This window comes from Streptomyces klenkii (genome assembly GCF_003626645.1).
Lineage (GTDB): Bacteria > Actinomycetota > Actinomycetes > Streptomycetales > Streptomycetaceae > Streptomyces > Streptomyces klenkii.
On the sequence record NZ_RBAM01000003.1, the window covers coordinates 685,161 to 700,192 of the forward strand.

General features: G+C 74.1%; 9 protein-coding genes and 1 tRNA gene. 1 reads left to right on the plus strand and 9 read right to left on the minus strand.

The window, feature by feature from the left end; genetic code table 11:
* Positions 1-20: 20 nt before the first annotated feature.
* From D7231_RS09875 to D7231_RS09910, 8 genes are all read right to left on the minus strand, one after another.
* The gene (locus D7231_RS09875) at positions 21-1,223 is read right to left on the minus strand and encodes an RNA-guided endonuclease InsQ/TnpB family protein (protein WP_120754551.1); all 1,203 of its coding nucleotides are present in this window, start codon (positions 1,221-1,223) and stop codon (positions 21-23) included.
* A 298-nt stretch (positions 1,224-1,521) separates the two neighbouring features.
* Positions 1,522-2,331, minus strand: a complete 810-nt coding sequence (locus D7231_RS09880; RefSeq protein WP_120754552.1) for an arylamine N-acetyltransferase family protein — start codon at positions 2,329-2,331, stop codon at positions 1,522-1,524.
* Positions 2,332-2,362: 31 nt separating this feature from the next.
* The gene (locus D7231_RS09885; RefSeq protein ID WP_120754553.1) at positions 2,363-4,933 is read right to left on the minus strand and encodes a ComEC/Rec2 family competence protein; all 2,571 of its coding nucleotides are present in this window, start codon (positions 4,931-4,933) and stop codon (positions 2,363-2,365) included.
* A complete protein-coding gene (locus D7231_RS09890; protein WP_120754554.1) occupies positions 4,930-5,700 on the minus strand; it encodes a ComEA family DNA-binding protein in 771 nt (256 codons plus the stop codon). The genes D7231_RS09885 and D7231_RS09890 overlap by 4 nt, the downstream gene beginning before the upstream one ends.
* Before the next feature lie 120 nt (positions 5,701-5,820).
* Positions 5,821-6,666, minus strand: coding sequence for a DegV family protein (locus D7231_RS09895; protein WP_120754555.1), 846 nt, complete (start codon positions 6,664-6,666; stop codon positions 5,821-5,823).
* A 152-nt stretch (positions 6,667-6,818) separates the two neighbouring features.
* On the minus strand, positions 6,819-7,574 hold the full coding sequence (locus D7231_RS09900) for a hypothetical protein (RefSeq protein ID WP_120754556.1): 756 nt from the start codon (positions 7,572-7,574) through the stop codon (positions 6,819-6,821).
* A 161-nt stretch (positions 7,575-7,735) separates the two neighbouring features.
* Positions 7,736-10,624 (minus strand): leucine--tRNA ligase, encoded by a 2,889-nt coding sequence (locus tag D7231_RS09905; RefSeq protein ID WP_120754557.1) that lies wholly within the window; start codon positions 10,622-10,624, stop codon positions 7,736-7,738.
* A 332-nt stretch (positions 10,625-10,956) separates the two neighbouring features.
* Entirely contained in the window at positions 10,957-12,918 is a 1,962-nt protein-coding gene (locus D7231_RS09910) for a S53 family peptidase (RefSeq protein WP_120754558.1), read from the minus strand.
* 349 nt (positions 12,919-13,267) lie between these two features.
* Here D7231_RS09910 and D7231_RS09915 point away from each other — a divergent pair, with 349 nt between their 5' ends.
* Entirely contained in the window at positions 13,268-14,812 is a 1,545-nt protein-coding gene (locus tag D7231_RS09915) for an NADH-quinone oxidoreductase subunit NuoF family protein (RefSeq protein ID WP_120754559.1), read from the plus strand.
* Positions 14,813-14,905: 93 nt separating this feature from the next.
* Here the strand turns inward: D7231_RS09915 and D7231_RS09920 are convergent.
* Positions 14,906-14,978, minus strand: a tRNA-Ala gene (locus D7231_RS09920).
* Positions 14,979-15,032: the final 54 nt, after the last annotated feature.

Below are 15,032 nucleotides of genomic sequence, written 5' to 3' on the forward strand. Positions count from 1 at the left end.
GGACGAGGGGGATTTCTGGCTCACGCTGCCTGGCTGTCCTGCGGACGGTCAGGTCTTACGCGATCAGCACCAGCCGGGTTGAGACCAGCCCGGACCAGCATCACGCGGGCGGAGTTCTTGTCCCTGGCGGACACGGCTCCGCACGCGGTGCAGGTGTAGGTACGTTCCGACAGAGGAAGTGCGTGCTTGGTTCTCGCTCCGCACTGCGCACAGTCCATCGTGGTGTGCGCGGGATGTACCAGGTGCACGGCGCGGCCGTGCTTGCGGCCCATCTCCATCAGGGCCCGCTTGGTGGCGCCGATCGCCGCGTCGGCGGCTTTGCGCGCCATGGTGGTACGGCTGAGGAACTTAGGCCGGAAGTCCTCCACCGCTATCGCATCATGGTCACGGACGACCTTCTTCGCCCACTTGCGGCCGGTATCCTGCCGCTGCCGGGCAACCTTCTTGTACGCCTTGGCCCGCAGCCGCTTCGCCTGCCGGTAGCCCTTCGACGCGGGCTGCCCGCTTTTCGGTCTGCGGCGGGCCGTCATCCGGTCGTACCGGGTCAGCTTCTCCCTGGCCTTCCGGCCATGCTCGGCGTGGGGAAGGTCATGCGCGTCGCTGATGGTGGTCGCGGTCTCCTTCACCCCCCAGTCGATCCCGATCACCGCGCCCGTGGCGGGCAGAGGCCGGACCCCGGCCGGGACCACAAACGAGCAGTACCAGTGACCCAGAGAATCCTGGTACACGCGCACCGAAGACGGTCCGGCCGAAAGTTCCCGCGACCACACCACCGTCAGCACGATCCCGCCCGCCAAGTGCAGACGGCTGTCTTTGAGACGGAAGCCGCGCCGTGTGTAGTTCAGTGTCGGCAGTGCCTCGCGCTTCTTCTTGCACTTCGGCATCCCGGCGCGACGGTGCAGGGGCAGCCGCTGCCTGATGTCCTTCAGGGCCTTGGTGCGGGACCTGGCGAAGTCGCGAATGACCTGCTGCTGCACAACCGAACTGCCCTCCCGCAGCCATGGGCTTCCTGCCCTGGCCTCAGTGAGCATCCGGTCCAGGCGGGCCGGGCCACACGACTCGCTGTCCCGGCAGGCCTTTGTGGAGCGGGCTACGCACTCGTTCCAGACCCACCGGCAGCGGGCCCACTCAGCCTCCAGCGCGGCACGGGCGGTCGATGACACGCGCAGCCGGTAGGAATAGCGAGCATGGCCGGTCTCCGCGGCCCTCCCCGGATCCGCCACACCCTCACCCCCTCCACAGCCCCCGGCCGGAACACCGTGGCATCCCGTCCTCTCCAGCAAGACCGTACGCGCGACCACCACACACCCGTTCCTGATCACGCAACCACCACCCCAACCGGCGGCCACAGGTACGCATGTTCGTATCGCCTCGGCTCTGCCGGGCCGCCGTGCAGGCGCTCCGCGCCCATGAACCGGATACGGTGACGCCCCACGCCGCAACGCCAGGTGCCGATTCCTCCACGGCGTGAACGCCGGGGCATCCTCACAAGAAACATGGTGGCCCCCGCCCGCCCCGCGGCTACGACATGCCCCGGCCCTCCGATGTGCGCCGCGCCTGCGGCACCCGGTCGAGCGCGATGCCGAAGTGCTCGCGGAAGGCGGGCAGGATCTCCTCCTCCGCCAGCGGCAGCTCCTGACGGCCCGTCGCGCCGGTCGTGACGAGGGTGCGGTCGCTGAGGGTGACGCGGCCGCTGTCGGTGAGGCGGGAGCAGATCACCGCCCGGGTGAAGAGGGACTTGGGCGAGGTGCGGTGCCACCAGCAGCCGCCCTCGAAGTCCGCCAGCTCCCGGGGCCGGAGTTCGAGGCGGTACTGCACCTCGCCCTCCCGGAGGAGGTCGAGGTCCCCGTCCGCCGTCTCGGCGAGCCGGAAGGTGCCGGCGGGGTCGGCCTGCTCGCCCCGCTCGCCGAACCGCAGCGGGTAGTGGCTGTTCCGGCCGAAGCCGATGTCCACCAGCCACGGCTCCTCGCTGTCCGCCGTCCGGACCAGCAGCGCCAGGTGGTCGAAGGGCGGGCCGAACAGCCCCTCAGGCCCCATCACCCGCCCGGCCAGCCGCGTAACCTGGTAGCCCAGGGCCTCCAGCAGCGCGGCGAACGCGCCGTTGAGCTCGTAGCAGAAGCCGCCCCGCCCGCCCGTCACCTTGGCCACGAGGGCGGCGGGGTCGAGCACGATCTCCTCGCCGAGGTGGATCGACAGGTTCTCGAACGGCACCGCGTGCAGGTGGCGCAGGTGCAGCTCGCGCAACGCGGCCAGGTCCGGCACGGACGGCCGGGGGACGCCGATACGGGCCAGGTACGCGTCGGCGTCGGCACTGCTGATGATCTTGTCCATGGGTCAGTTATCCCTCAGATCGTGGCCGATGTCATCGGCCTGTGGTCCCGGCCGTGGGCCTGGGCCGTGGTGGTGTGTGCCGCGGCGGCCCGTCCCTTTGTCTGTGCTGATGTCTGTGCTGATGTCTGCGCCCTGCGCCTCTCCGTCGTCCCGCCGTGGCCCTGGTGACCGCCGTGACCTCCGCCCCGCTGCCGGTCACCGCGACCGGGCCGTCGGTGTCGGTCCGCAGGACGGCCGTGCCCTGCGCCCGGAGCGCACCGAGCGTGCGGGGCGAGGGGTGGCCGTAGGGGTTGCCCGCGCCGGCCGAGACGACTGCGAGGCGCGGCCGGAGCCCGCGTATCAACTGCGGGTCCTGGTGGGCGGAGCCGTGGTGGGCGACCTTGAGGACGTCTACGGCGGGCAGCCCGGGGTGGGCCTCCCGGAGGGCCTGCTGGGCGGGCGGCTCCAGGTCGCCGAGCAGCAGCGCGGTCAGGCCGGCGCTGCGGACCAGCAGGGTGACGCTGGCGTCGTTGGGGCCCTCCTCGGCCACCGCCGACGTGCCCGCCGGAGGCGGCCACAGCACCTCCCACGTCAGCTCGCCCACGCGGCGGCGCTCCCCCGCCCGGGCCGTGGTCACGGGCACGTGCGCGCGCCCGGCCTCGCGGCGGACGAACGCGGCCTGGCCCGCCGGCTCCGCGTACGGCGTCGTCTCGATGCCCCCGACCGCCCGGCCGCGCAGCACCCCGGGCAGTCCGTCCACGTGGTCGGCGTGGAAGTGGGTCAGCAGGACGAGGGGGATCCGCTCGACGCCGAGCGCGCTCAGGCACCGGTCCACAGCCCGTGGCTCCGGCCCGGCGTCCACGACGACCGCGCTCCCCTCGCCCGCCGCGAGGACCAAGGCGTCTCCTTGCCCCACATCGCAGACCGCGAGCCGCCAGCCGGGCGGCGGCCAGCCCGTCACCGCGCGGTTCAGGGGCGCCGGGCGGACGACCGCGACGAGCAGCAGCAGCGCGCACGCCGCGCAGGCCCAGGGGCTGCGGAGCAGCCGGCCGGCCGTGAGCACGGCGGCGGCCACGACCGCGGCGAGCAGCAAGCCGCCGGTCCAGCCGCCCGGCCAGGCCGGCTCCGCCCCGGGCAGGTCCGCGCCCGTACGGGCCACCGCGGCGGCCCAGGAGGCGGGCCAGGACGCGATCCGGGCGAGCCACACGGCGGCGGGCAGGGCCACGGGCGACACGGCGAGCGCGGCGAAACCCAGCACCGTGGCGGGTGCGACGGCCGCCTCGGCGAGGAGATTGCACGGCACCGCCACCAGGCTCACCCGCTCCGCCAGCACGGCGATCACCGGAGCGCAGACCGCCTCCGCGGCGGCGGCCGCCGCCAGGGCCTCGGCCACGCGCGGCGGCACTCCGCGCCGTTGCAGGGCCCCGCTCCAGCGCGGCGCGAGGGTCAGCAGGGCGCCGGTGGCGAGCACCGAGAGGAGGAAGCCCGGGCTGCGGGCGAGCCACGGGTCGTAGAGGACGAGCAGCAGGGCGGCGGCCGCGAGGGCGGGCAGCAGGCTGCGGCGCCGGCCCGTGCCGAGGGCGAGCAGCAGCACCAGTCCGCAGGCGGCCGCACGCAGCACGCTCGGATCGGGCCGGCACACCACGACGAACCCCAGCACGAGCCCCGCGCCCAGCACCGCCGTGGCCCGCAGGGGCACCCCGAGCCGGGCCGCGAGGCCGCGGCGCTCGGTGCGGGCGGCCAGGTGCGGCGGCCCGACGAGCACGGCGAGCAGGATCGCGAGGTTGCTGCCCGAGACGGCCAGCAAGTGCGTCATCCCGGTCGCCCGGAACGCCTCGTCGAGGTCGGGCGGCACCCGCGAGGTGTCCCCCACCACGAGGCCGGGGAGCAGAGCCCGCGGGTCCTCGGGCAGCCCGTCCGTGGCCTCCCGCAGCCCCGCGCGGAACCTGCCGGCGACGCGCTGCACCGCGCTCGGCCCGCCGACGACCCGCGGCGGCTCCCGGCCGCCGATCCGCAGCACCGCGGCGGGCAGCGGGCCGGGCCCTGCCGCCCCGGTCGGCACGGCGAGGCGCCCTTCGGCCCGGACCCGGGTGGACGGCAGCAGCCCGAGCCACGAGGGCGGCGCGATCAGCAGTACGGGTGTGCGGACGGCGATCGTCACGCGGCCTGCGGTCACCTTGACCGCCTCGGCCTCGACGACGGCGGCGGGCGCCGCCCGGGCCGCTCCCCGCACGTGCGGGCGCACGGCCCTCGGGTCGGCCGTGACCGTCGCCTCCACCACCGCCTCGGCATGCCTGCAGGCCAGCCCGGGCAGCGGCCCCCGGCGGGAATCCGCGCCCCGCAAGGCGCCCACCGCGGCGCCGGCCGCCGCGCAGAGGAGGACAGCGGCAAGGGCTACGGCGATCCCGCCCCGGCCCGCCCTTCCCCTGGCCGGCAACACGCCTGCTGTCACGGCCCCGGCGCCTGCCGCCGCGCCCACGGCCCAGCCGCTCGCGGTCAGGGCCGCGGCCGCCGCCACCCACGCCGCGAGGGCGGGCGCGATCAGCCGCAGATCCGTCGGGCCCTCGTTCCGTACGGGCCCTCGTGTGCCGGTCGTGGCGGCGGTGTCCGCGGTGGTCGTCATGGCTGCACCAGGGGACGGAGGTCGGTGAAGCGGCGGCTGCCGATTCCATTGACCTTGCGGAGCTCCTCTACGGAGCGGAAACCGCCGTGCTGCGTGCGGTAGTCGAGGATGTGCCGGGCCAGGACGGGGCCGACGCCCGGCAGCGCGTCCAGTTGCTCGACCGTCGCGGAGTTCAGGCTCACCGGCGCGCCCGGTGCGGGCCCTCCCCCGGCCGCGGCCGCCGATGCCGCCGCCGGCGCACCGCCCGGACCGCCGCCCGGACCGCCCGGACCGCCCGGGCCGCCCGCCGGGGCGCCCACCACGATCTGCTCCCCGTCCACGAGCACGCGCGCCCTGTTGAGGCCCGTCGTGTCCGCGCCCGGGCGGGCCCCGCCGGCCGCGGCCAGCGCGTCGGCCACCCTCGAACCCGGTGGCAGGCGCAGCACGCCGGGCCTGCGGACCTTGCCCGCCACGTCCACGACCACCGCCCCGCCCGTACGGGACGGCGAGGCCACGACCGGCGGCGGAGGCGGCGGAGTCACCACGACCGGCGTCTCCCGCGCGGGCACCCGGACGGTCTGCGGGCGCCCGGCCAGGAAGTGGTACGCGGCGAAGGCACACGCCGCCGCCAGCACGACCACGAGCGCGGCAAGCGTCTTCGGCTCCATGCCGCACCGCAGTTGCAGCCACAGCGGCAGGCGCTCCCGCACCGCGATCCGCCAACCGCCGCCCCACCGCGGGCGGTTGCGCCCGGGTGGGGAGAGGTGCCCCTGCACGCGATCCGTCATGCGCAAGACCGTAGGGCGATTCCCTCGATCCCGCTGAGACGGTCTGATTTCCGTGGATAACCCGGCAGTTGTGGATAACTTCGCCACCCGGGCGGGCGAACGGGGCGGCGGAGTTACCGCCTACTTCGGCGCCACCACCACGGCCAGCAGGCCCGGCCCCGTGTGCGCCCCGATGACCGCTCCCACCTCGCTGACGTGCAGCTCCTCCAGCGCCGGCAGCCGTTCCCGCAGGCGGTCGGCCAGCTCGGTCGCACGGTCCGGCGCCGCCAGGTGGTGGACCGCGATGTCGACGGGGCCCGCTGCCGCGCGCTCGACCGCGATCTCCTCCAGCCGCGCGATGGCCTTGGACGCCGTGCGCACCTTCTCGCGCAGCTCGATCCGGCCGCCCTCCAGTTGCAGCAGCGGCTTGACGGCGAGCGCCGAGCCCAGCAGGGCCTGGGCCGCGCCGATCCGGCCGCCCCGGCGCAGGTAGTCCAGGGTGTCGACGTAGAAGTAGGCGGCCGTGCCCTGCGCGCGCTTCTCCGCCGCGGCGACCGCCTCGTCGAGGGTGCCGCCGGCGTCCACCGTCTCGGCGGCGGCCAGCGCGCAGAAGCCGAGGGCCATGGCGACCATGCCCGTATCCACGACCCGCACCGGCACCTCCGCGTCGCGCGCCGCGAGAACCGCCGCGTCGTACGTGCCGGAGAACTCCGACGACAGGTGCAGCGACACGATCCCCTGCGCACCCGCCTCGGCGGCCGCGCGGTACGCCGCCGCGAAGACCTCTGGGCCAGGCCGCGACGTGGTCACCGGCCTGCGCTTCTTCAGCGCCTCGGCCACGCAGCGGGCCGAGATCTCGGTGCCCTCTTCGAGCGCCTCGTCCCCCAGCACGACGGTGAGCGGTACGGCGGTGATGCTGTGCCGCTCCATCGCCCGCTGCGGCAGATAGGCCGTTGAATCAGTAATGACAGCGACATGGCGGGACATGTTCCGGAGGTTACCCGCCGGGGCGCTCCGACGGCAGTACGGCCCCCGTACAGGTGGTCATCTCGCGGGACGACCGGACAACGGGAGCCCCCATGAGGTAGGCCCATGAGGTAGGCCCATGAAGCAGACCCGCAGACCCGCAGACCCGCCGGTCAGCCCGCATTCTCCGTCCGGCCCGTCTTCTGCCACGAATAACCCGGCGAACGCCACGCGTCCCGATCCCGGTCCCGTCCGGTGATCGCGCGCGGCTCCGGCTGCTCCCCCGCCGGCGCCCCGGCGCCCGGAGCGGCCGCCCGACCGCCGGCCCCCGCTCCCGCTCCCGCAGCCTCGCCGATCCCCGCGTCCGTTCCCTCGTCCATTCCCTCGTCGCTCCAGTGCCGCAGCGCGCCCGCCTCCATGCGGATCTGGCCGCTCAGCGTCTCCAGGTCGTCGTCGGCGAAGCGCCGGGCCCGGTCCTGGGCGGCGAAGCGCAGCGAATCCGCCGAGTCCTTGACGCGGGCCGTGCGCTCGCGGAGCTCGGGCAGGCGGGCCGAGATCCGGTCCTTGTCCGGCTCGGTCTCCAGCCGCTTGAGCTCGTCGTCCAGCTCGTGGCCGTGGGCGCTGAGGCGCTGGAAGAGGGCGAGCGCCTCGGAGAGCGACGGGGCCTCGGGGGCGGCGGTCTGGAGGGCGTCCTGCGTGGCGCGCATCGACGTGCGCAGCGAGAGGCGCAGCTGCGCGACCTCCCCGGCCGCGCCCGGCTGGGCGAACTGCCTGGCCTTCAGCCGGGTGTCCTCGACCGTGCGCCGCGCCTGGTGGACCGTGCGGTCCACGCCGCGCTTGACCGCCCGCACCGTCCTGACCGTGGCGATCACTGCCAGCGCGACGAGGACCGCGAAGATCAGTGCGACGATCACGGCCACGGCTTCCATGACGCTCCTCGGGACGGTGTGGGGACGGCGTCCGCCGTCTCCCCTCCACCGTAAACGGCACGGGCAGGCCGCGGGTTCCGAACGAACCCCCAACCTGCCCGTAGGGAAGAACCCTCAGCAGCCGGACCGTCCCTTACGCCGGAACGACGCCGGACCGGACCTTACGCCGGAACGATGTTCACCAGCTTCGGCGCCCGCACGATGACCTTGCGGATGCCCGCGCCGCCGAGCGCCGCGACGACCGCCGGGTCGCCCAGCGCGACCTTCTCCAGCTCCTCGTCGGAGATGGACGGCGGGACCTCCAGCCGCGCCTTGACCTTGCCCTTGATCTGGACGACGCAGATCACGGCCTCGTCCACCAGGTAGGCGGGGTCGGCGACGGGGAAGTCCGCGTGCACCACGGAGCCGGAGCGGCCGAGCTTGCGCCACAGCTCCTCGGCGATGTGCGGGGCCAGCGGCGCGATGAGCAGCACCATGGCCTCGGCGACAGACCGCGGGACCTCGCGCAGCTTGGTCACGTGGTTGTTGAGCTCGGTGATCTTGGCGATGGCGGTGTTGAAGCGCAGGTTCGCCAGGTCCTGGGCGACGCCGTCGATCGCCTTGTGCAGGGCGCGCAGCGTCGCGTCGTCGGCCTCGGAGTCCACCACGGTGACCTCACCGGTGGCCTCGTCGACGACGTTGCGCCACAGGCGCTGGAGCAGCCGGTACTGGCCGACGACGGCGCGGGTGTCCCACGGGCGGGAGACGTCCAGCGGGCCCATCGCCATCTCGTAGAGGCGCAGGGTGTCGGCGCCGTACTCGGCGCAGATCTCGTCCGGCGTGACGGCGTTCTTCAGGGACTTGCCCATCTTGCCGAGCAGCCGGCTGACCTTCTCGCCCTGGAAGTAGTACGCGCCCTCGCGCTCCTCCACCTCGGTGGCCGGGACGGGGAAGCCGCGGGCGTCGCGGTAGACGTACGCCTGGATCATGCCCTGGTTGTAGAGCTTGTGGAACGGCTCGGCCGAGGAGACGTGGCCCAGGTCGAAGAGGATCTTGGACCAGAAGCGGGCGTACAGCAGGTGCAGCACGGCGTGCTCGGCGCCGCCGACGTACAGGTCGACGCCGCCGTGCGGCTGCCCCTCGCGCGGGCCCATCCAGTACTGCTCGGCCTCGGGGGAGACCAGCTGCTGGTCGTTGTGCGGGTCGACGTAGCGCAGCTCGTACCAGCAGGAGCCGGCCCAGTTGGGCATGGTGTTGGTCTCGCGGCGGTAGCGCTTGGGGCCGTCGCCGAGGTCGAGCGTGACGTTGACCCAGTCCTCGTTGCGGGAGAGCGGGGTCTCGGGCTCGGTGTCGGCGTCGTCGGGCTCGAAGGTGCGCGGCGAGTAGTCCTCGACCTCGGGCAGCTCCAGCGGCAGCATCGACTCGGGCAGCGCGTGGGCGACGCCCTGCTCGTCGTAGACGATCGGGAAGGGCTCGCCCCAGTAGCGCTGGCGGCTGAAGAGCCAGTCGCGCAGGCGGTAGTTGACGGTGGCCTCGCCGATGCCCCGCTCGGTCAGCCACTCGGCCATGCGGGCCTTCGCGTCGCTGACGACCAGGCCGTCCAGGGAGATGCCCTCGCCGGCGGAGTTGATGATCTCGGCGTCGTACGAGTCGAAGGACTCGGCCCACGCGGCGGGGTCGGTGCCGCGGTCGTCGGCCGGCTGCACGACGCAGCGCATCGGCAGGTCGAAGGCGCGCGCGAAGGCGAAGTCGCGGCTGTCGTGCGCGGGGACGGCCATGATCGCGCCGGTGCCGTAGCCCATGAGAACGTAGTCGGCCGTGAAGACGGGCAGCTTCTCGCCGCTGACCGGGTTGACCGCGTAGACGCCGGTGAAGACGCCGGTCTTCTCCTTGGCATCGGCCTGGCGCTCGACGTCGGACTTGGCGGCGGCCTCCTTGCGGTAGGCGGCGACGGCCTCGGCCGGGGTGGCGTGCCCGCCGGTCCAGTCCTCGTGGGTGCCCTCGGGCCAGGCGGCCGGGATGGCGGAGCGGTGCGCCTCGTCCTCGGTCACCAGCGGGTGCTCGGGCGCGACGACCAGGTAGGTGGCGCCGAAGAGGGTGTCCTGGCGGGTGGTGAAGACGGTGACCGCGGCCTCGGCGTGGCCCTCGACGGCGAAGTCGACGCGGGCGCCGACGCTGCGGCCGATCCAGTTGCGCTGCTGGAGCTTGATGGCCTCGGGCCAGTCCAGGGCGTCCAGGTCCTCCAGCAGGCGGTCCGCGTACGCGGTGATCCGCATGTTCCACTGGCGCAGCTTGGACTTGAAGACGGGGAAGTTGCCGCGCTCGGAGCGGCCGTCCGCGGTGACCTCCTCGTTGGCCAGCACGGTGCCCAGGCCGGGGCACCAGTTGACGGGCGCCTCGGAGGCGTAGGCCAGGCGGTACTCGCCCAGGGCGTCGGAGCGCTCGGCCGCGGTCAGCTCGCTCCACGCGCGCCCGCCCGGCACCTCGCGCCGGCCGCTCTCGAACTGCTCGACCAGCTCGGCGATCGGGCGGGCCTTCTTCGCCTCCTCGTCGTACCAGGAGTTGAAGATCTGGAGGAAGATCCACTGGGTCCACTTGTAGTAGGCCGGGTCGATCGTCGCGAAGGAGCGGCGCTTGTCGTGGCCCAGGCCCAGGCGGCGCAGCTGCGCCTTCATGTTGACGATGTTGGCCTCGGTGGAGACCCGCGGGTGGGTGCCGGTCTGCACGGCGTACTGCTCGGCGGGCAGGCCGAAGGCGTCGAAGCCCAGGGTGTGCAGGACGTTGTGCCCGGTCATGCGGTGGTAGCGCGCGTAGACGTCGGTGGCGATGTAGCCGAGCGGGTGGCCGACGTGCAGGCCCGCACCCGAGGGGTACGGGAACATGTCCATGATGAACTTCTTGGGGCGTGCCACGACCGCCGGGTCGCCCGCCAGGTCGCCGCTCGGGTTGGGGGCCTCGTACGTGCCCTCGGCGTCCCAGGCGTCCTGCCAGCGTGCCTCGATGTCGGCGGCCAGCGCGGCCGTGTAGCGGTGCGGGGCAGCCACCTCGGCGGCGGTATTGGTCTCGCTCATCGTCCTCAAAGCTCCATCGATCGTCGTCGTCTCTACCTGCGGCACCTGCGGAAATGAAAAAGCCCCTCGCACAGGAGGGGACGCCGCGCCGATGCCGACCGTGGTCACCGGTCGGTACTGATCAGCGCGGCCCGCTAAGCAGAAGGCGTACGGCACGCATGCAGTCAGGTTACCGCAGGAGCCTCCGGCGGATGACGGCCACGTACGGGTTCCGGCGGCCACGGATTCCGCCGGACCCCCGCCGTGAGGGCGTCTCGCCGTTGCGGCGGGCGTCTTTTCGCTGCCGCAACGGCGGGACGGAGCGCGGCGTCAGCCGCGGTGGCCCCGGATGGTCAGCCGCGGTGACCGGGGACGTACGACGTCACGTAGGACTCGCCCGGCGAGCCCACGCCCGTGACGTCGTCGTAGCCGGCGACGGCCGAGAGGGAGCTGTCGCCGCCGAGGCTGCGCAGCGAGGTGACCAGGCCGTCCTTGGCGTCCACGCTGTTCTTGTAGTCGACGCGGACGACGCCGATGCCCTGCCCCTTGCCGAGCGGGTGGTCGGTGACGTCGTGGTAGGCGGCGGTGCCGTAGCGGTCGTAGATGGCGGGGTTGGCGAAGCCGATCGGCACGCCGTGGCGGGCCTGCTGGGCGAGCGCCTGGACGCCGGCGATCACCGGGGCCGCGAGCGAGGTGCCGCCGATGCGGTACTCGTCGTACTTCACCGAGCCGTCGGGGAAGGTCTGGGTCTGGCCGACGAGGAAGCCGGTGCTGGAGTCGGCGACGGCCGCGATGTCGGGGCCGACGCGCATGGGGGTGCTGCCGTTCGCCTTGGCGAGCGCGTCGGGGACGACGCCGCGCTGGTAGAACGGCTGCTGGTGGATCTTGCTGGTGCCGCCGCCGGCGCCGCCCGTGAAGACCGAGCCCTCCCAGCTCAGGCCGTCCTTGGAGAGCTCCGCCTTGTGGGTGCCCCAGCCGGTCTCCCACAAGTACTTGTCGCCCTTGCCGACGGCGAGGGAGGTGCCGCCGACGGAGGTGACCCACGGGGAGTTGGCGGGCGTGTCGGTCTGCTTGGTGCCGTGCTTGCCGACGTTGTCGCCGTCGTCGCCGGAGGAGAAGTAGAAGCCGATGCCCTCGACGGCGCCGGTCTGGAAGACCTGGTCGTAGGCGGCGGCCACGTCCGGGGTCTCGTTGCTCTCGACGTCGCCCCAGGAGTTGGAGACGATGTCCGCGAGCCGCCCGTCGACGATCTTGTGCAGGGCGTCGATCAGGTCGTCGTCCTGGCAGGACTTGCCGGCCACGTAGACGATGCCGGCGTCCGGGGCGACGGCGTGGGCGGCCTCGATGTCGAGGGTCTCCTCGCCGTACCAGCCGGAGGCGTCGCACTCCTTCTCGCCGGTGTGCGTCCAGTCGGCGGGCAGCACCTGGGAGTACTGGCCCTTGCTCCAGCCCTTGTCGCCGTTGCGCTTGGCGTACTGCTGGATGTCCTGGGCGATCGTCGGGGAGGCGTAGGCGTCGGTGATGGCGATCGTGACGCCCTTGCCGGTGAAGTTCTTCGCCCCGTACGCGGCACGCAGTTGCTTGCCCGTGTAGCCCTTGATCGCGTACGGCGCGTGGGAGCCGTAGGCGGACGGCAGGCTCTTGTTCACGTTCGAGCCGTAGTACGTGGAGAACGGGCCGGCGTTGCGGAAGGCGGTCGACGGGCCGGGGAGGGTCTCGCGGTGCTTGGCCAGGCGCGGGGCGTCGTTCAGGCCCACGACGGTCAGGACGGCGCCGTCGAGCGAGGCGGGGACGGAGGCCGTGGTGGAGGGCGCGTGGTAGGTGCGGCCGTCCTTGACGTAGCGGTGCAGCTCGGTGCCGAAGGCCTTCCGGGCCGCGGCGGCGTCACCGGTGACGGTGACGTAGTGGTCGTTGGTGCCGGTCACCTTCAGGCCGGAGGACGTCAGCCAGCCGGTGACCCCGGCTATCTGCTCCTTCGTCGCCCCGAAACGTTCCTTCGCCTGGCGCGACGTCAAGTACTTGCCGTACGAGGCGGACGCCGGGTCGGAGACGGCCCGGGCGTAGGCGGCCAGCCCCTCGGCGTCCCGGCCGGCGAGGTAGACGCGGGCGGTGACCTTCTCCGCCGCGTCGGCCGTGCCGCGGTCGGCCGAGGGCGTCGCCCACAGCGGCTTGGTGCCCGCCAGCGCCTGCCGGTCGTGCGGCCCGGGCTGGGCCGCCAGGGCGGTGGGCGTGCCGAGCGCGAGCGCCCCGGCGGCCAGCGGCAGTGCTGCCGCCAGGGCCAGTCCGGCGCGCACGCGGGTGCGGCTTGATCTCATGGAACCCCCTGCGAAACGAGTGGTCGCAAAACAGTGGGCGTACTGGCATGAGCACGCCCACGTTGCGTCACTCTTTCGGCGAACTGCTCAACCGTGGGGCATGAGTTCGTCAAGAAGAGATCAAGGCGGCGCCGGAGACACCGGCGAGAGGAGCGGCGAGAGAACCGGCGGCAGGACCGGCGATCGCAAAAGACCCGACGTTAGCAGTGGTGAGGCCCCTCGCACCGGGGTTGCGCGAAGCGGACCGCACGCCGCCGGTGGGCTCCCTACGGTGCCGTGCCATGGACCTCCCCCACCTGCCCGCATCCCCCGACCCCACTGGTGACGCCGCCGCTCCGGGCCGGGCCCGGTGAGCCCCGCGCTCCCCGAACAGCCGGCGGTCCTCGCCCTCGGCCGCCCGCGCCTGCTGGCCGGGCTGGACCGCGCGGCCCGCCTGGACCGCAGCGCCCACCTGTCGGCGCACGGCTCGCTGCCCCAGCACACCGAGGCGCAGCTGACGGCCCTGGCGGAGGCGGTCGCGCTGCGCGGCCGGGGCGGCGCGGGCTTCCCGTTCGCGCGCAAGCTGCAAGCGGTGGGGCGGGCGGCGCAGCGGCGCGGCGCGCGCCCCGCCGTGGTGGTCAACGGCTGCGAGGGCGACCCGACGAGCCGCAAGGACGCGGTGCTGCTCGCGCGGGCCCCGCACCTGGTGCTGGACGGGGCCCTGCTGACGGCGGCGGCCCTCGGTGCGGGCTCGGTGGTCGTCGGGGTGACCCGGGCGGCGGCCGAGGCCTCGGTGCGGGAGGCCCTGGCCGAGCGGGGGCTCGCCGGCGGCCGGCGGGCCCTGTCCGTGCGCGCCCGCGTGGTGCGGCTGCCCGAGCGGCTGGTGTCGGGCGAGTCCTCGGCGCTGCTGCGGGCCGCTGACGGCGGGCTCCCGCTGCCGCCCGGGCGGCACGACCGGGCCTCGCGCGAGGGCCTGGGCGGCGCGCCGACGCTGCTGTCCAACGCGGAGACGTTCGCCCAACTCGCCCTGGCCGCCCGCCTGGGCGCCGAGGGCTACGCGGCCACGGGCGCCCCGGGCCAGCCGGGCACCCTGCTGCTGACCGTCTCGGGCGCGGTGCCCGAGCCGCAGGTCGTGGAGGTGCCGGGCGGGGTGCCGCTCGCGTACGTGCTGAAGGTGTGCGGCGCCGGTCCCGGCCCGCAGGGGGTGCTGACGGGCGGCTGCCACGGCGCGTGGCTGGACGCGGCGACGGCGGCCCGGGCCCGGGTCTCGCACGGGGGCCTCGCGGACTGCGGCGGGGTCCTCGGGGTGGGTGCCGTGCTGGCGCTGCCGGCGGACACCTGCCCGCTGGGCGAGACCGTACGGGCCGCGCACTGGCTGGCCGCCGAGTCGGCCGGGCAGTGCGGGCCGTGCCGCTCCGGGCTGCCCGCGCTCGCCGGGGCGCTCGCGGACGTGGCGGCGGGCGCCGGCCAGGGCGCCCTGGAGCGCGTGCGGGAGGCGGCCGGGGCGGTGCGGGGGCGCGGGGCGTGCGGGCACCCGGACGGTGCGGCGCGGTTCGTCCTGAGCGCGCTGTCGGCCTTCACCGACGACCTGGCGGCGCACGTCCTGCACGGCGGCTGCGGGCGCCCCACGGCCGGGGTGCTGCCGCTGCCCTCGGCCGCGGGCCCGGACGCCCCTGCGGACGGCGGCGGCCCGCCCGGCCCGCGGCGCGTGGAGCGGCTGGCGGTGGACTGGACGCTGTGCGAGGGGCACGGGCTGTGCGCGGGCCTGCTGCCCCAGCTCGTACGGATCGGGCCGGACGGCTACCCCTCGCTCGCGGACGCGGGGGTGCCGGACCACCTGCGGGGCCGTGCGCAGCGGGCCGTGCGCCGCTGCCCGGCGCTGGCCCTGAGGCTCGACAAGGAGGGGCGGCACTAGAGACCGGCACCCGTCACCACCGGCGCGGGAACGAAACCGGCGCGGGAACGAAAAAGCGGGCCGTCCGTTTCCGGACGACCCGCTTATTTCCTGTGGAGCTAAGGAGAATTGAACTCCTGACCTCCTGCATGCCATGCAGGCGCTCTACCAACTGAGCTATAGCCCCTTGCGATGTTTGCCACCGGGTTTCCCTCTGCGGTTTCCCCCGGCGACATCGACA

Coding starts and splice junctions, on each gene's coding strand:
- D7231_RS09880 (WP_120754552.1), bottom strand. CDS start 2,331: ATGGACAAGATCATCAGCAGTGCCGACGCCGACGCGTACCTGGCCCGT.
- D7231_RS09885 (WP_120754553.1), bottom strand. CDS start 4,933: ATGACGACCACCGCGGACACCGCCGCCACGACCGGCACACGAGGGCCC.
- D7231_RS09890 (WP_120754554.1), bottom strand. CDS start 5,700: ATGACGGATCGCGTGCAGGGGCACCTCTCCCCACCCGGGCGCAACCGC.
- D7231_RS09895 (WP_120754555.1), bottom strand. CDS start 6,666: ATGTCCCGCCATGTCGCTGTCATTACTGATTCAACGGCCTATCTGCCG.
- D7231_RS09900 (WP_120754556.1), bottom strand. CDS start 7,574: ATGGAAGCCGTGGCCGTGATCGTCGCACTGATCTTCGCGGTCCTCGTC.
- D7231_RS09905 (WP_120754557.1), bottom strand. CDS start 10,624: ATGAGCGAGACCAATACCGCCGCCGAGGTGGCTGCCCCGCACCGCTAC.
- D7231_RS09910 (WP_120754558.1), bottom strand. CDS start 12,918: ATGAGATCAAGCCGCACCCGCGTGCGCGCCGGACTGGCCCTGGCGGCA.